The sequence below is a fragment of the Salinibacterium sp. GXW1014 genome (assembly GCF_044769865.1).
Lineage (GTDB): Bacteria > Actinomycetota > Actinomycetes > Actinomycetales > Microbacteriaceae > Homoserinimonas.
This window is the reverse complement of the sequence record NZ_JBIZWA010000001.1, coordinates 316,483-333,849: the sequence shown is the minus strand read 5'-3', so window position 1 is coordinate 333,849 and position 17,367 is coordinate 316,483. Positions and strand designations below refer to the sequence as shown.

12 protein-coding genes and 1 riboswitch are annotated in these 17,367 nt (G+C 67.0%); of the genes, 9 read left to right on the top strand and 3 right to left on the bottom strand.

Translation table 11 applies throughout. The annotated features are described in order from the left end of the window. Position 1: 1 nt before the first annotated feature. Positions 2–96: riboswitch (glycine riboswitch) on the top strand. A 181-nt stretch (positions 97–277) separates the two neighbouring features. From gcvT to gcvP, 3 genes are all read left to right on the top strand, one after another. Next, positions 278–1,471: a glycine cleavage system aminomethyltransferase GcvT gene (gene gcvT, locus ACIQK7_RS01555; RefSeq protein WP_403020540.1), complete on the top strand. Its 1,194-nt coding sequence runs from the start codon at positions 278–280 to the stop codon at positions 1,469–1,471. Next, positions 1,468–1,854 carry a glycine cleavage system protein GcvH gene (gene gcvH, locus ACIQK7_RS01550; RefSeq protein WP_403020537.1) on the top strand — a complete coding sequence of 129 codons (387 nt, stop codon included), beginning with the start codon at positions 1,468–1,470 and terminating at the stop codon, positions 1,852–1,854. Before gcvT ends, gcvH begins: the two co-directional genes overlap by 4 nt. A 69-nt stretch (positions 1,855–1,923) precedes the next feature. Next, positions 1,924–4,773, top strand: a complete 2,850-nt coding sequence (gene gcvP, locus ACIQK7_RS01545; protein ID WP_403023918.1) for an aminomethyl-transferring glycine dehydrogenase — start codon at positions 1,924–1,926, stop codon at positions 4,771–4,773. Between the two features lie 61 nt (positions 4,774–4,834). Here gcvP and ACIQK7_RS01540 read toward each other — a convergent pair whose 3' ends face one another. From ACIQK7_RS01540 to ACIQK7_RS01530, 3 genes are all read right to left on the bottom strand, one after another. After that, a complete protein-coding gene (locus ACIQK7_RS01540) occupies positions 4,835–6,454 on the bottom strand; it encodes a cation acetate symporter (protein ID WP_403020535.1) in 1,620 nt (539 codons plus the stop codon). Further along, a complete protein-coding gene (locus ACIQK7_RS01535; RefSeq protein WP_403020534.1) occupies positions 6,451–6,795 on the bottom strand; it encodes a DUF485 domain-containing protein in 345 nt (114 codons plus the stop codon). The genes ACIQK7_RS01540 and ACIQK7_RS01535 overlap by 4 nt, the downstream gene beginning before the upstream one ends. 186 nt (positions 6,796–6,981) lie before the next feature. Further along, a complete protein-coding gene (locus ACIQK7_RS01530) occupies positions 6,982–7,770 on the bottom strand; it encodes a CPBP family intramembrane glutamic endopeptidase (RefSeq protein WP_403020532.1) in 789 nt (262 codons plus the stop codon). A 359-nt stretch (positions 7,771–8,129) separates the two neighbouring features. Between ACIQK7_RS01530 and ACIQK7_RS01525 the strand changes: the two genes are divergently transcribed. From ACIQK7_RS01525 to typA, 6 genes are all read left to right on the top strand, one after another. After that, positions 8,130–9,740 carry an ABC transporter substrate-binding protein gene (locus ACIQK7_RS01525; protein WP_403020530.1) on the top strand — a complete coding sequence of 537 codons (1,611 nt, stop codon included), beginning with the start codon at positions 8,130–8,132 and terminating at the stop codon, positions 9,738–9,740. A 59-nt stretch (positions 9,741–9,799) separates the two neighbouring features. Then, positions 9,800–10,729 (top strand): ABC transporter permease, encoded by a 930-nt coding sequence (locus ACIQK7_RS01520; protein ID WP_403020528.1) that lies wholly within the window; start codon positions 9,800–9,802, stop codon positions 10,727–10,729. Beyond that, a complete protein-coding gene (locus ACIQK7_RS01515; protein WP_403020526.1) occupies positions 10,719–11,681 on the top strand; it encodes an ABC transporter permease in 963 nt (320 codons plus the stop codon). Before ACIQK7_RS01520 ends, ACIQK7_RS01515 begins: the two co-directional genes overlap by 11 nt. A 26-nt stretch (positions 11,682–11,707) precedes the next feature. Continuing rightward, positions 11,708–13,438, top strand: a complete 1,731-nt coding sequence (locus tag ACIQK7_RS01510; RefSeq protein WP_403023915.1) for a dipeptide ABC transporter ATP-binding protein — start codon at positions 11,708–11,710, stop codon at positions 13,436–13,438. Positions 13,439–13,520: 82 nt separating this feature from the next. Beyond that, complete coding sequence (locus tag ACIQK7_RS01505; protein WP_403020524.1) at positions 13,521–15,344, top strand: ABC transporter substrate-binding protein; 1,824 nt, start codon at positions 13,521–13,523, stop codon at positions 15,342–15,344. An 88-nt stretch (positions 15,345–15,432) separates the two neighbouring features. After that, a complete protein-coding gene (gene typA, locus ACIQK7_RS01500; protein WP_403020522.1) occupies positions 15,433–17,340 on the top strand; it encodes a translational GTPase TypA in 1,908 nt (635 codons plus the stop codon). Positions 17,341–17,367: the final 27 nt, after the last annotated feature.

The window sequence follows — 17,367 nt, the reverse complement described above, 5'->3', positions numbered from 1 at the left end:
TTCAGGCGATGCGGGAGAGCTCCGAACCACACGGTTCGGGCACCGAAGGAGCAATCCTCTCCGAAATCTCTCAGGTACGCGTACCGCATCGAACAGGCAACTCTGAAAAGTGAATCGCGGAGCGATCCAGGTTGAGTAGGCGCGCAGCGCCGTACCGAAACCAACTCCGCAGTTCCACCCAAGGTGAAAGCCGACCGATCGGTCGACGAAGCTCTCAGGTCCCATGACAGAGGGAGAGTTCCCAGCGTCGTCGACGCCTAGCTATTGGAGAACTCGTATGGGCCAGCCCAGCAGTGACAGCAGTATTCCGAACGACCGTGATGCGGATGCCTCCGCGCGGCCCGGGCGCGTGAGTCCACTCCACGACGTGCACGTTGCTGCCGGTGCGAGCTTCACCGACTTCGCCGGTTGGCAGATGCCCGTGCGCTACGCGAGCGAGCTCGAGGAGCACCGCGCGGTGCGCGAGGCGGCGGGACTCTTCGACCTCTCCCACATGGCGGAGATCCTCGTGACGGGGCCCGAGTCGGGGGCCGCCCTCGACTTCGCGCTGTCGAATGTCGTCTCCTCGATCGAGGTCGGCCAGGCGCGCTACAGCCTCTTGCTCAGCTCCGAGGGTGGCGTCGTCGATGACGTCATCGTCTACCGCACGCACGAGAATCGCTACGGCGTCGTCGCCAATGCGGGCAACCGCTTCGAGGCTGCGGGAGCACTCTCGGTGCGCGCGGCCGGGTTCGATGCGACCGTCGTCGATGAGAGCGACGCGCTCGCGCTCGTCGCGGTGCAGGGACCGGCATCCGAGACGATAATGCTCGCGCTCGAGAGCCTCGAGCTGCCGGTGCCGGTGGATGCGCTCGGCAACTATCGCTCGACGACCGGCAGCTGGCGTGGGGACGAGGTCATGGTCGCCCGCACGGGCTACACGGGTGAAGACGGCTTCGAGATCTACATCCGCACCCCCTTCGCGCAGGATCTCTGGAATGCGCTGATCAGCGTCGGTGCACCGCACGGACTCGTGCCGGCCGGCCTGGCCTGCCGCGACACCCTCCGGCTCGAGGCGGGCATGCCGCTCTACGGCCACGAACTCGGCCTCGGTATCAGGCCGGCGCAAGCCGGTCTGGGGCGCACGGTTCGGCTCGAGGGCAAGGGCGACTTCGTCGGCCGCTCGGCATCCGAGGAGGCGCTCGCGCCGGATGCCCGCCTGCTCGTCGGGCTCACCTCCGAGGGTCGGCGCGCCGGTCGCGCCGGCTACCCGGTGTTCGACGTGGCGGAGGGCGGCGAGCCCGTCGGCGAGATCACGAGCGGCGCGCTCAGCCCCACCCTCGGGCGCCCTATCGCCATGGCTTTCGTCGACCCGCACCTCACCGAGCCGGGCACTGAACTCTTCATCGACGTGCGCGGGCGCCGCATGCCCGCATCCGTCACACCTCTTCCCTTCTACAAGCGCACCACCCAGAGAAAGGTCGCCTCATGAGCGAGCAGGCAGCACTCAAGTACACGCCGGAGCACGAGTGGGTGCGCATCGACGGCGACCAGCTGACGGTGGGCATCACCGCCTACGCGGCCGACAAGCTCGGCGAGGTCGTCTTCGTCGACGTGCCGGAGGCGGGCACCGAGGTCGAGAAGGGCCGCGTCGTCGCCGAGGTCGAGTCGACCAAGTCGGTCGGCGAGGTGTACGCGCCCGTCGACGGCACGATCATCGAGGCGAACACGGCGGTGGCCGACAGCCCTGAGCTCATCAACGAAGCCCCGGAGGGTGACGGCTGGCTCTTCACCATGCGGGTCGCCTCGCCCGAGGCGCTCGAGGCTGCCGGCTTCATCGACGCCGAGGCCTACGCGGCACTCACGCAGGCGTAGTCCGTGGGCGACAGCTTCGGCGCGTTCAGCGCGCGGCACATCGGCACGGCCACGGCGGAGCAGGAGCGGATGCTCGGTGCTGTCGGCTACGACACGCTCGACGCGCTCGTCACGGCGGCGGTGCCAGCGGGCATCCGCGTGGGTGACACCGGTCGCTCGACCATCCCACCTGCCGCGACGGAGGCGGAGGCGCTCTCGGAGCTGCGCACGATCGCGAGACACAACCGCGTGCGGCGCTCGATGATCGGCCTCGGGTACTACGACACCTTCACCCCGGCTGTGATCAAGCGCAATGTGCTCGAGAACCCCAGCTGGTACACGGCCTACACGCCGTACCAGCCCGAGATATCGCAGGGTCGTCTCGAGGCGCTCATCAACTTTCAGACGATGGTCTGCGACCTGACGGGCATGGAGACGGCGAACGCCTCGATGCTCGACGAGGGCACGGCGGTCGTCGAGGCGATGCTGCTCGCGCGGCGCGCGTCGAAGTCGGCGTCGAACGTGTTCCTGGTGGATGCGGATGCGCTTCCGCAGACGAAGGCGCTGCTCGTGAACCGCGCGGAGGCGGTCGGCATCGAGTTGCAGGAGACCGCGTTCGGCGACTCCCTGCCCGAGGACTACTTTGGCGTCTTCGTGCAGTATCAGGGCGCATCCGGCCGCATCTGGAACCCCGCCACGGTCTTCGCCGGGGCCAAAGCGAAGGGCGCGGTCGCGGTCGCCGCCGCCGACCTGCTCGCACTCGCGCTGCTCGAGAGCCCCGGTCAGTTGGGCGCCGATGTCACGGTCGGCACGACGCAGCGCTTCGGCGTGCCCATGGGCTTCGGCGGACCGCACGCCGGCTACATGGCCGTGCGCAAGGGGCTCGAGCGGCAGCTGCCCGGCAGGCTCGTCGGTGTCTCGAAGGATGCGGACGGGCATCCGGCCTACCGCCTCACCCTGCAGGCGCGTGAGCAGCACATCCGTCGCGAGAAGGCCACGTCGAACATCTGCACGGCGCAGGTGCTGCTCGCCGTCATGGCATCGATGTACGCCGTGTATCACGGGCCCGAGGGGCTCAAGAGCATCGCGCGGGGCGTCGCCGCCCACGCCTCGGTGCTCGCCGAGGCGCTGCAGGGCCTGGGGATCGAACTCGTGCACGAACGCTTCTTCGACACGCTGCAGGTTCGCGTGCCTGGCCGTGCGGCGGAGATCGTCGCCGCTGCACAGGAGCGCGATGTGCTCCTGTGGCAGGCCGACGACGACACGGTGCAGCTCTCGGTCGACGAGACCACCACGATGCGCGACATCGACGCGGTCGTGCGGGCCTTCGGAGGCTCGGGCCGCATTGACCTCGACTGGTCGAAACACCGCTCGCGTCTCCTGGGAGAGTGCCTGCGGCAGACGCCGTTCATGGAGCATCCGGTCTTCAATACGCACCGCTCGGAAACGAGCATGATGCGGTACCTCAAGTACCTGGCAGACAAGGACTACGCGCTCGATCGCGGCATGATCCCGCTCGGTTCGTGCACCATGAAGCTCAACGCGGCGACCGAGATGGAGCCCATCTCCTGGCCCGAGTTCGCGGGTCTTCACCCGTTCGCGCCGCTCGACGACGTCAAGGGCTACCTCGTGCTCACGGGTCACCTCGAGTCGTGGCTCGCCGAGGTGACGGGCTACGACACGGTCTCGCTGCAGCCCAACGCGGGTAGCCAGGGCGAGCTCGCCGGCCTTCTGGCGATCCGCGGCTACCACCGCGCCAACGGTGACCTCGAGCGCACCATCTGTCTCATCCCGTCGAGCGCGCACGGCACGAACGCCGCGAGCGCCGTGCTTGCGGGCATGAGGGTTGTGGTCGTCGCCTGCGACGAGCTCGGCAACGTCGATCTCGACGACCTGCACGCAAAGGTCGAGGAGCATCGCGAGCAGTTGGCGGCGCTCATGGTCACCTACCCGTCGACGCACGGTGTTTACGAGCACGAGATCCGGGCAATCACGGATGCCGTCCACGAGGCGGGCGGGCAGGTCTACGTCGACGGCGCCAACCTCAATGCGCTGCTCGGCTACGCGCGCTTCGGCGACTTCGGCGGCGATGTCTCGCACCTGAACCTGCACAAGACCTTCTGCATCCCGCACGGCGGGGGAGGCCCAGGCGTCGGCCCCGTCGCGGCGAAGGCGCACCTCGCGCCGTTCCTGCCCGGGCATCCGATGGCGCAGTCGGGGCAGCATCCGGCCTTCGACCTCGCGACCGACCTCGTGGGCGAGTATGTGCACGGCGGCGGACCGATCAGCGCGGCGCCCTACGGCAGCCCGAGCATCCTGCCGATCAGCTGGGCCTACGTGCGGATGATGGGCATGGAGGGCCTCACCCGGGCGACCGGCGCGGCCGTGCTCGCCGCCAACTATGTGGCTGCGCGGCTGCGGGAGCACTTCCCCGTGCTCTACGCGGGTGACAACGGGCTCGTCGCCCACGAGTGCATCCTCGACCTGCGCCCGCTCACGGCCGCGACGGGGGTGACGGTCGATGACGTCGCGAAGCGTCTCATCGACTACGGCTTCCACGCGCCCACCATGAGCTTCCCCGTCCCCGGGACGCTCATGGTCGAGCCGACCGAGAGTGAGGACCTCGCCGAGATCGACCGCTTCATCGACGCCATGATCGCGATCAAGGCCGAAGCGGATGCCGTCGGTCGCGGCGAGTGGCCTGCCGACGACAACCCGCTGCGGGGAGCGCCGCACTCGGCCGAGTCGGCGCTCGTGGGGGAGTGGGCGCATCCCTACTCGCGCGAGCAGGCCGTCTACCCCGCTGCATCCGCCCTCTCGGGACCGGACCGCGTGCGGTCGATCCACGGCAAGTACTGGCCACCCGTGCGGCGCATCGACAACGCCTTCGGCGATCGTAACCTCGTCTGCGCGTGCCCGCCCCCGGAGGCATTCGCCTAGCGTGTGAAACATCGAAGCCCCGAGACAATCGAATCGTCCCGGGGCTTCGACGTTCCTGCGGTTAGTGCGACACGGCCTTCTCGGCGCCGTGGCCCGTGAGCGAGCGCACCTCCATCTCGGCGGCGACGGCGGGATCCTCCCGACGGCTGCTCGTGACGGTGCCGAGCCAGCCGAGGATGAAGCCGAGCGGGATCGAGATGATGCCCGGGTTGTTGAGCGGGAACCAGGAGAAGTCCACTCCGGGGATCATCGAGGTATCGCTGCCCGAGACGACATTCGAGAAGGCGATGAGGAAGATCGCCGAGCCGAGGCCGCCGTACATGCTCCACAGTGCGCCCCTGGTGCTGAACCTGCGCCAGAAGAGCGAGTAGATGATGGTCGGCAGGTTTGCGGATGCAGCGACGGCGAAGGCCAGCGCGACCAGGAACGCGATGTTCTGCCCTTGCACCCCGATGCCGCCGACGATCGCGAGGATGCCGATTGCGACGACCGTGATGCGGGCGACCTTGACCTCGCTGCCCGGCGCGGGGTTGCCCTTCTTGATGACGCTCGAGTAGACGTCGTGCGAGAAGGATGCCGCGGCCGTGATGGTGAGGCCCGCAACGACCGCGAGGATTGTCGCGAAGGCGACCGCCGAGATGAAGCCGAGCAGCAGCGGACCGCCGAGTTCGAAGGCGAGCAGCGGCGCAGCCGAGTTGACCCCGCCGGGCGCGTTGGCGATGGTCTCGGCACCGATGAGGGCGCCGGCGCCGTAGCCGAGCACGAGGGTGAAGAGGTAGAAGGCACCGATGAGCCAGATGGCCCACACGACCGAACGTCGTGCCTCGCGGGCGGTCGGCACCGTGTAGAAGCGCATGAGCACGTGTGGCAGACCCGCGGTGCCTAGCACGAGGGCGAGGGCGAGCGATACGAAGTCGAGCCTCGTGAGGTCACTGATGCCGTACTGCTTGCCCGGGTTCAGCACTTCGTCTCCCGCGACGGATGCCGCGGCCCCGAGCAGTTCGGAGAGGTTGAAGCCGTGCAGCGCGAGCACCCACACCGTCATGACGAAGGCGCCAGCGATGAGCAGCACCGCCTTGATGATCTGCACCCAGGTGGTGCCCTTCATCCCTCCGACGAGCACGTAGAGGATCATGAGCGCACCGACGACGGCGACGACGACGGACTGGCCGACCGTGTCGTCGATGCCGAGCAGCAGCGAGACGAGTCCGCCGGCACCGGCCATCTGCGCGAGCAGGTAGAAGAAGCACACCGCGAGCGTCGTGGTGGCCGCTGCGAGGCGCACGGGCCGCTGCTTGAGGCGGAACGAGAGCACGTCGGCCATCGTGAACTTGCCCGTGTTCCGCATGAGTTCGGCGACGAGCAGCAGCGCGACGAGCCACGCCACGAGGAAGCCGATCGAGTAGAGGAAGCCGTCGTAGCCGTTGACGGCGATGGCCCCGCAGATGCCGAGGAAGGATGCCGCGGAGAGGTAGTCGCCTGCGATGGCGGTGCCGTTCTGGGGCCCGGTGAAGGAGCGCCCCGCCGCGTAGTAGTCGGCTGCGGTCTTATTGTTGCGGCTGGCCCGCAGCACGATCACGAGGGTGACCAGCACGAAGGCGCCGAAGATGGAGATGTTGAGGATGGGGTTGCCGATTTCGGTCGACTCGGCGGCGGCGCGAATGATGTCGGTGCGGTTCATCGTGCAACTCCTTCACGGGCTTCGAGGTCGGCGCGGATCTCTGCCGCCAGGGGGTCGAGCTGCCGGTTCGCGAATGACACGTACCAGGTGGTGATGGCGAAGGTCGAGACGAACTGACCGAGGCCGAGGAGGAGGCCGATGTTGATGTTGCCCCACACCTTGGTCGACATGAAGTCGGGGGCGTAGGAGGCGAGGAGCACGTAGGCGAAATACCAGACGAGGAAGGCGATGGTGAGTGGCCACACGAAGGAGCGATGCCGCTTCTTCAATCGTGTGAAGGGTTCTGATGCCTCAACCTCTGCGAAGTTGGTGAGCGGTGCACTGCGAGCGTCATTACTCATGCGATTCCCTTGCGTTGTCGAGGCGCGGTGCGCCGGACGGGAAGCACGCGGCATTGCGTGCTGCGGGGGAAACTCAAACATGGCCCTTGAACGGGTGTCAAGAGACTGGTGTGATGCCTCTACCCGTGGTATGTGGCGTGCGCCAACATATTCTTCAGCGCTGTCTTGAGCCCGCGGAAGCGGATGTCACGGGGCCAGCAGGCCAGGGAAGGTGGCCGCAGCCCAGGGGTACCCGACGAAGACAGCCGCGTCGATGAGAAAGTGCGCGATCACGAGCGGAAGCAGCCGGCCGGTGCGCTGGTAGAGCCATGCGAAGAGCACGCCCATCGCGAGATTGCCGACGAACGCACCGAAGCCCTGGTAGAGGTGGTAGCAGGCGCGCAGGACGGCACTCGCGGCGATGAAGGCCCACGGCCCCCATCCGATGCGCTTGAGTCGGTCGCGCAGGTAGCCGACGGCGATGACCTCCTCGACGATGCCGGCGCGGGCAGCTGAGAGCAGCAGCACGGGCACAGTCCACCAGTGCTCATCGAGCGCGGTCGGCACGACCGTCACGGTGATGCCGAGTTGCCGACCCAGGAGGTACAGGCCGAGCCCGGGGACGCCGATGACGAGTGCCAGCGCGACGGCGTGCAGCGTGTCGCGCCCAGGGTGCCGGAGGTCGATCCCCAGTGCGCCGAGGTGTGGGCGTGCCGCGTTCCACAGCAGGTAGCAGACGAGCGCCACGGGCATGAGGTCGAAGAAGACCCCCAGGACCTGATAGACGAGGTCGAAGACAGGGCGCGGGCTCAGGGAGGTGTTGAGTGTGGCGGTCTGTTGCGAGAGCGTCTCTTCCCGCGTCAACCGGTTGATGATGGCGACGATGGAGTAAAGGGCGGATGCGCCGAGCGAGAGCCCGAGCACGATGGCGACTTCGGCGGCAAGGCGTCGGCGAGGCCGCTGCTCATTCGCGCGCCCGTTGGCGGGTGTCGACAATCGCTTGCTCCTTCTTGGGCTGATCACTTGAAGGGTTCCCTGCGCGTGGATCGCGCTGGAGTCCGCATGTAAGCGCTATCATCGAGCCGATAGCGCTTCTCACGCAAGAAAAGTGCGTACGGTGAGGATTTCCCGCGTAACCATTGCGGCTGTGTAAATTATCGAGATCCTCAGCCACTTTTCTTGCTCCGGGCACCTATCGTGGCAAACTACACCGTCTGCCCCCGTAGCCGGGGGCAGGTGAATGTGGCGCTAAATCCACACGCACCGCTTGCGGTTCCGCCGTCCGGCGAGACCGCGGCATCCGGGGCCCGAGTCCGTTCTGGACCGGGCGTCGACTCACTTGCACAGGAGGAAAATTGAAGATGCGACGCATTGGCCTTGGGGCCGCAGCGATCGTCGCCGCGAGCGCCCTGGTGCTCACTGGCTGCGCCGGAGGTGATGGGGGCAACGAGGGCAACAACGCCGGCGGTGTCATCACCACGAACGGCAGCGAACCGCAGAACCCGCTGATCCCGACCAACACCAACGAGACCGGTGGCGGCAAGATCCTTGACGCGATCTTCGCGGGACTCGTCTACTACGACGGCGAGGGTGCAGCACACAACGACGTCGCGGAGTCGATCGAGACCGAGGACTCGCAGACCTACACCATCACGATCCGCGAGGGCCTCGAGTTCACCAACGGTGAGCCCGTCAACGCAGACTCGTTCATCGACGCGTGGAACTACGGCGCGCTGCTGAGCAACGAGCAGCTCTCCAGCTACTTCTTCGAGGACATCGAGGGCTTCAGCTGGGATGAGGACAGCGAGCTCACGGGTCTCGAGAAGGTCAGCGAGACGGAGTTCACCGTCACGCTGAAGCAGCCCCTCTCGGACTTCCCGCTGCGACTCGGCTACTCGGCCTACTACCCGCTTCCCGCCTCGGCCTTCGAGGACATGGACGCGTTCGGCGAGAACCCCATCGGCAACGGCCCCTACATGCTTGACGGCGAGGGTGCCTGGAAGCACGACGAGCGCATCACGCTCGCGGTCAACCCCGACTACGACGGACCGCGCGAGCCGCAGAACGATGGTCTCGAGATCGTCTTCTACGCCAACCAGGACGCGGCATACGCCGACCTGCAGGGTGGCAACCTCGACGTGCTCGACGCGATCCCGGACTCCGCGTTCGCGACGTACCAGGACGAGCTCGGCGACCGTTGGGCTAACCAGCCGGCCGCGATCTTCCAGTCCTTCACGATTCCGGAGCGCCTCGCGCACTGGAGCGGCGAAGAGGGCAACCTCCGTCGCCAGGCCATCTCGATGGCGATCAACCGCGAGGAGATCACCGACGTGATCTTCGAGGGCACGCGTACCCCCGCCTCTGACTTCACCTCCCCGGTGATCGATGGCTGGACCGACGAGCTCGAGGGCGCTGAGGTGCTCGAGTACAACCCCGACGAGGCCAAGAAGCTCTGGGCCGAGGCCGACGCCATCAGCCCCTTCACCGGCTCCTTCCAGATCGCGTACAACGCGGATGGTGGACACCAGTCGTGGGTTGATGCGGTCGCCAACAGCGTCAAGAACACGCTGGGCATCGACGCCTCCGGGCAGCCGTACCCGACGTTCGCTGAGGCTCGCACGCTCATCACTGAGCGCCAGATCCAGACGGCGTTCCGCACCGGTTGGCAGGCCGACTACCCCGGTCTGTTCAACTTCCTCGGACCGCTCTACGCGACCAACGCTGGCTCGAACGACGGCGACTACTCGAACCCCGAGTTCGACGCGCTGCTCGCTGAGGGCTCCACGTCGACTGACGTCGAGGAGGGCACCGCGCTCTTCCAGCAGGCCCAGGAGATCCTTCTCCAGGACCTGCCCGTCATCCCGCTGTGGTACTCCAACGTGACCGGTGGCTGGAGCGAGAGCGTGGAGAACGTCACCTTCGGGTGGAACTCCGTGCCGCTTTACCACGAGATCACCAAGGGCTGATTTCGGCTCAAGGCGGGGCGGCGACCCGGTCGTCGCCCCGCCTTCCCGTGTGAATCACTATGGCTCGTTATCTCCTCTGGCGCGTGCTCCAGGCCATCCCGGTCCTGATTGGCACGACGTTCCTCATTTACTTCATGGTGTTCGCCATGCCGGGCGACCCGATCCTCGCACTCTTCGGCGACAAGACCCCGAACCCCGCGCTCCTCGCCCGACTGCGCGCCGAGTACCACCTCGATGAGCCGTTCATCGTGCAGTACTGGTACTACTTCACTGGAATCTTCCAGGGCGATTTCGGCACGTCGTTCACTGGCGAACCGACGACCGAGATCCTCGCCCGCACCTTCCCTGTCACGATCCGCCTGGCCGTGCTGGCGATGCTGTTCCAGAGCATCGCGGGCATCCTCGTCGGCCTTGTGTCGGGTCTCCGCAAGGGCAAGCTCTTCGATGCCAGCGCCCTGGCAGTGAGCCTCGTGCTCATCTCGCTGCCGATCTTCGTCGTCGCCTTCGTCGCGCAGTACGTCTTTGGCATCCAGCTCGGCTGGGCCCGCACAACGGTCGGCGCTGGCGCGCCCTGGGCCGATCTTGTGCTGCCCGCACTCGTGCTCGCGAGCGTGAGCTTCGCCCAGATCGTGCGGCTTACGCGTGCCTCCGTCATTGAGACGCAGGGGCTCGATTTCGTGCGCACGGCCTACGGCAAGGGTCTGAGCCGCGGCCGGGTCATCCCCGTGCACATCCTGCGCAACTCCCTCATCCCAGTCGTCACCTATCTCGGCACCGACTTCGGCGTGCTGCTCGTGGGCGCAACCGTCACGGAGGGCATCTTCAACGTGCCCGGTGTCGGTCGCACGCTCTACCAGGCGATCCTGCGAGGCGAGGGCCCGACGGTCGTCTCCTTCGTGACCGTCATGGTGCTCATCTATCTCGTCGTCAACCTGGTGATCGACCTGCTCTACGCCGTTCTCGATCCGAGGATCCGCTATGTCAAGTAACACTCCGGGCGGCAAGCCCAACCACTACGTCGCTCCCTTGGAGGAGACGCCACTCGTCGAGATCGACAGTGTCAAGGTGCGCACCGACGAGAAGCCCAGCAACCTGTGGCGCGATGCGTGGCGTGACCTCCGAGGTCGCCCCCTGTTCTGGCTCTCGAGCGCGCTCATCGTGCTGATCGCGATCGTCGCGCTCTTCCCTGGGCTGTTCACACAGGTGGACCCCAACAGTGGATGCCTGCTGGCGAACAGCAACGGCGGCCCCACCTCGGGCCACCCTCTCGGTTTCACGAAGCAGGGCTGCGACATCTACTCGCGCATCATCCACGGCACGTCAACTTCGGTCGCTGTGGGCTTCATCGTCATCGTGATCACAACGGTGTTGGGCCTCGTGGCCGGCGCCGTCAGCGGTTTCTACGGTGGCTGGCTCGACGCCGTCATCTCGCGCGTGGGCGACATCTTCTTCTCGATTCCCTACATCCTCGCGGCCGTCGTCGTCATGTCGGTGCTGAGCGCCTACCGCAGCGTGTGGGTGATCTCGCTCGCGATCGGATTGTTCGCGTGGCCAGTCGTCGCGCGTGTGTTGAGATCGGAGATCCTGCGCGTCAAGGCATCCGACTTCGTCATGGCGGCCGAGGCGCTCGGGGTCTCGCGGCTCAAGATCCTCGTGCGCCACGTGCTGCCGAACTCAATCGCGCCCGTCATCGTCATCACGACGATCTCGCTCGCGTCGGCGATCGTCGCGGAGGCGACGCTCTCGTTCCTGGGTGTCGGCCTGCCGACCTCGACCATGTCGTGGGGAAATGACATCAGTGCCGCTCAGCGCGACCTGCGCACGGATCCGCAGACGCTGATCCTCCCGTCCATCGCGCTCTCGATCACGGTCTTCGCCTTCATCACGCTCGGCGAGGTACTCCGCGATGCGCTCGACCCGAAGGCGAGGGCCCAGCGTTGACGAATACAGCGATGAACGCGACGCAAATGAACCGCATGGCAAACGCCACAGGTCCCTTGCTCGACATCCGCGACCTGCACGTCGGCTTCCAGACGCAGGACGGCCTCGTACCCGCCGTGCGGGGCGTCAACTTCACGATCAACCACGGCGAGACCGTCGCGATCGTGGGCGAGTCTGGTTCGGGCAAGTCCACGACAGCGCACGCCATCATCAATCTGCTTCCCGGCTCCGGTCGAGTGACGCAGGGCGAGGCGCTCTTCGAGGGTCGTGACCTCACGAAGCTCAAGCGCTCCGAGATCGAGGACGTGCGCGGCAAGCTCATCGGGCTCGTGCCGCAGGACCCGATGTCGAACCTGAACCCGGTGTGGTCGATCGGCTTCCAGGTTGAGGAGGCCATCAGAGCAAACGGCATTGCGACGGGTCGCAAGGAGGTCAAGGCGCACGCCATCCGGGTGCTCAAGGAGGCGGGACTCGACGACGCGGAGACGCGACTCAAGCAGTTCCCGCACCAGTTCTCGGGCGGCATGCGCCAGCGCGTCCTCATCGGGATCGGCCTCTCGTCGACGCCCAAGCTCCTGATCGCCGACGAGCCGACATCCGCGCTCGACGTCACGGTGCAGAAGCGCATCCTCGACCACCTCGCGACGCTCACGCGCGACTCGGGCACGGCCATGCTCTTCATCACGCACGACCTCGGCCTGGCCGCCGACCGTGCCGAGAAGCTCATCGTCATGTACAAGGGCCGCATCGTGGAGTCCGGCCCCTCGCGGCAGATCCTGCAAGACCCGCAGCACCCCTACACCCAGCGTCTCGTCGCGGCGGCTCCCAGCCTCGCCTCACGGCGAATCCAGACCTCGGGTGGTCACCTCGATTCGATCGAGCACGAGGTGCCGAAGGGTTCGGAGGACATCGACCTCATCGCCGCCGGCGAGGCTCGCACGCACAACGTTGCGACCACCGCCGAGCCGGCCATCGTGGTCGATCAGCTGACCAAGGTCTTCAAGATCCGCGGCGGCAAGGCCGGTGCCCGCGAGATCACGGCGGTTGACAACGTCTCGTTCTCGATCCCGCGCGGCACGACCATGGCGCTCGTGGGGGAGTCGGGCTCTGGCAAGTCGACCGTCGCCCGCATGCTGCTGAAGCTCGAGACCGTGACATCCGGTTCGATCCGCATCGGCGGCACCGACATCGCAAAGCTCAACCGTCGCGAGCTCTTCTCCCTGCGCGGCAAGATGCAGCCGGTCTTCCAGGATCCCTACGGTTCGCTCGACCCGCTGCGCAGCATCGCGTCGACGATCGCGGAGCCCCTCGTGACCCACGACGTCGGCACGGCGGCAGAGCGAAAGGCGCGAGTGCGGGAGCTTCTCGAGCAGGTCTCGCTGCCGGAGACGCTCATGGGGCGCTACCCCAACGAGCTCTCGGGAGGCCAGCGGCAGCGTGTCGCGATCGCGCGGGCGCTCGCGCTCAAGCCAGAGATCGTCATCCTCGATGAGGCCGTCTCGGCACTCGACGTGCTCGTGCAGGCGCAGATCCTCAACCTGCTCGCGGAGCTGCAGTCGGAGCTCGGGCTCACCTATCTCTTCATCACGCACGACCTCGCGGTCGTGCGCGTGATCGCCGACACGGTCGCGGTCATGTCGAAGGGGCGCATCGTCGAGTCCGCCACGACCGATGAGGTCTTCGGCAACCCGCGGCAGGCCTACACGCGCGAACTGCTCAACGCGATCCCCGGCGCAGACCTCACGCTCGGCGCCTGACGCGACCATCGCGCCCTGACGGGCTCCCACGGGGCCGTCAGGGTGCGGTCGGTAGCATTGTCGACGGTCTGAAGGGGGTCTGGTGCTCAAACGTTCCGTCGCGGCATCCGGCGCTGTCATGGTCTCGGCCCTCCTCGTGCTCGGGCTTGCCGCGTGCACGAGCGACTCCCGCGTGGCCGAGGGCACGAGTGTCACGGTTGCGCTTGACGCGCCGTTCACGTCATACAACCCCAACACGGGGCACGGCAGCGCCAACGACAGCAATGCGAGCGTGGTCGCCGCGACCAACTCTTCCTTCGCGTCGTGGGATGCCGAGGGGCGCCTCATCTTCGACGAGTCGTTCGGCGCGGTCGAGAAGCTCGCTGACGACCCGCTTGAGGTGCGCTACACGATCGCCGATGGCGTGGAGTGGTCGGATGGCGCCGAGGTCGACGCTGCTGATCTGTTGCTCTCCTGGGCTGCGAACTCCCGGGCGCTGAATGACGACGACATCGACGCCGACAAGTACGTCGATCCCGAGACGGGGCTCTTCACGGAGGACTTCCCTGACGATGCCGTGTACTTCGACGGCTTCACGGCGAACGGGCTGCACCTGGCGACGCGACTCCCCGAGATCGGCGACGACGACCGCTCCATCACGCTCCGTTTCGAGGAGCCCGTGGCTGACTGGGCCGCGATCTTCACGGTCGGCCTGCCCGCCCACGTCGTGGGGAGGCTCGCCCTCGACCTCGATGACGAGGCATCCGACGAGGAGGCCAAGGCCGCGGTGGTGGATGCCATCGCCACACGGGACTCGGAGGCACTCGCCGCCCTTTCCCGGGCCTGGAACAGCGGCTTCGCGGTCGAGGCCGGCGACGTCGACCCGGCGCTGCTCGTGGGCACTGGGCCGTACATGATCACGGCACTCGCGAGCGAAGCACTGACGCTGACGGCGAACCCGCGCTACCGGGGCGAGCACCGTCCACGGTTCGAGACGATCGAGGTGCGGCACATCTCTGATCCGCTCGAGGCGCTCAGCGCGTTCGAGGACGGCGAGGTCGACGTGCTCTCACCGCAGGTGTCGGCCGATGTCATGGCGGCGCTCGACGACCTCGAGGTCGAGCCGAAGGTCACGCGGGGCGGTGTCTGGGATGTGCTCCAGCTGCGCTTCGACGACAGCGCCAACGCCGCCATCGAGAACTCCGAGGTCAGGCGCGCGCTCCTGGCGAGCGTTCCCCGTGACGAGCTCATCGAGGCCGCCGGGGCGAAGGGGGCGGATGCCACGGCACGCGACTCCTTCACGATGATGCCGGGGGCGCACGGCTACGACGACTCGGTCGAGGCAAGCGACGGCGACCGCATCGAAGCGGATGCGCGCTCGGCCAAGCGAGGCCTCGCATCCGCCATCGCCGACGGCGAGGTGAAGGCCGGACCGACCGTCTGCATGCTCTTCGACCCGGCGAACCCCCGCCGTGTGGCCCAGTTCTCTGAGATTCGGGATGCCGCGGCATCCGTCGGCATCGCCGTCACCGACTGCTCAAGCCCCGACTGGCGCAACCTGCTCGGCACCCCCGGCGCCTGGGATGCCGCGCTCTACGGCCTGCGCGACCGCACGCTCTCGGCGCAGTCGGCGACCGCCATGTTCGGCAGCGATTCGCCGCTCAACCACGGCCGTTTCGCGAGCGAGGAGATCGACGAGGTGCTTGACGAACTCGAGCGCGAGGACGACGCGGATGCGCGGGCCGCCCTGCGCGCAGAACTGGACGCCCTCCTGTGGCAGGAGGGGTTGGGCATGCCGATCGCGCAGCTTCCCGTCGTCACGGTCGTCGCGCCCGAGGTCGCGGGAGTCTCGCCGTCGCCCTATGCCCCGACGGTGCTGCACGACGCCTGGCGCTGGCGCCCCGCAGACGACCCTGCAAAGGGCTAATTGCGCGGGGGAGTACACTTGCCGTGTAGGGCAGCGGTGACTCCACCCCCCTTCTTTCTTTCCCACATTCTTTGAGGACACTACTTCTATGGCAATTGCCACCCGTTCTGACCTGCGCAACGTGGCGATCGTCGCCCACGTCGACCACGGCAAGACCACCCTCGTCGACGCGATGCTTCGCCAGACCAACTCCTTCGACGCGCACGCCGACGTCGAGGAGCGCGCGATGGACTCGAACGAGCTGGAGCGTGAGAAGGGCATCACGATCCTCGCCAAGAACACGGCGATCAGCTACAACGGCGAGCACGCGGGCGGCACCCCCATCACGATCAACGTGATCGACACCCCCGGCCACGCCGACTTCGGCGGTGAGGTCGAGCGCGGCCTCAGCATGGTCGACGGCGTCGTGCTGCTCGTCGACTCCAGTGAGGGCCCCCTCCCGCAGACCCGCTTCGTGCTCCGCAAGGCGCTCGAGGCGAAGCTGCCGGTCATCCTGCTCGTCAACAAGACCGACCGCCCGGATGCGCGCATCGACGAGGTCGTCGGCGAGAGCCAGGACCTCCTGCTCGGCCTTGCGAGCGACATCGCGGAAGACCAGCCCGACCTCGACCTCGACGCGATCCTCGACGTGCCCGTCGTCTACGCCTCCGGCCGTGCCGGTGCCGCGAGTCGCAACAAGCCCGAGAACGGCTCGCTGCCCGATAACGACAACCTCGAGCCCCTCTTCGAGGCGATCCTCGAGCACATCCCCGCGCCGAGCTACGACGACGAGCACCCGCTGCAGGCCTGGGTCACGAACCTCGACTCCTCGCCGTTCCTCGGTCGCCTCGCCCTGCTCCGCGTCTTCAACGGCACCCTGAAGAAGGGCCAGACGGTTGCCTGGGCCCGCCACGACGGCACCGTCACGAGTGCCCGCATCACGGAGCTGCTCAAGACGCGTGCGCTCGACCGTTACCCCGCTGAGAGCGCGGGTCCCGGCGACATCGTCGCGGTCGCGGGCTTCGACGACATCACGATCGGTGAGACGCTCGCCGACCCCGATGACGTGCGCCCGCTGCCGACCATCACGGTCGACGACCCCGCCATCTCGATGACGATCGGCACCAACACCTCGCCCCTCATCGGCAAGGTCAAGGGCCACAAGCTCACCGCGCGCATGGTCAAGGACCGGCTCGACAAGGAGCTCATCGGCAACGTCTCGCTCAAGGTGCTCGACATCGGCCGCCCCGACGCGTGGGAGGTGCAGGGCCGCGGCGAGCTCGCCCTGTCGATCCTCGTCGAGCAGATGCGCCGCGAGGGCTTCGAACTCACGGTGGGCAAGCCGCAGGTCGTTACCAAGAAGATCGACGGCAAGCTGCACGAGCCCTTCGAGCACCTCACGATCGACGTGCCCGAGGAGTACCTCGGCGCCATCACCCAGCTTCTCGCCTCCCGCAAGGGTCGCATGGAGAACATGACGAACCACGGCACCGGCTGGGTGCGCATGGAGTTCATCGTGCCGTCGCGCGGCCTCATCGGCTTCCGTTCGGAGTTCATGACGACGACCCGCGGCACGGGCATCGCCAACGCGATCGCGCACGGCTACGGCGAGTGGGCTGGCTCGATCGTGACCCGCAACAACGGTTCGATCGTTGCCGACCGTGCCGGCGTCGCGACCCCGTTCGCCATGATCAACCTGCAGGAGCGCATGACCTTCTTCGTGCAGCCCACGCAGGAGGTCTATGAGGGCATGGTCGTGGGCGAGAACTCCCGCAATGAAGACATGGATGTCAACATCACCAAGGAGAAGAAGCTCACCAACATGCGGCAGTCGACTGCCGACAACTTCGAGTCGATGACGCCCCCGCGCCAGCTGACGCTCGAGGAGAGCCTCGAGTTCTGCCGTGAGGATGAGTGCGTCGAGGTCACGCCCGAGGTCATCCGCATCCGCAAGGTCGAGCTCGACTCGATCGCGCGCGGTCGCGCCACGGCGCGCGCTAAGAAGCAGGACGCGTAGTCTCGACTCCGCCGCGCGGCAGCGATC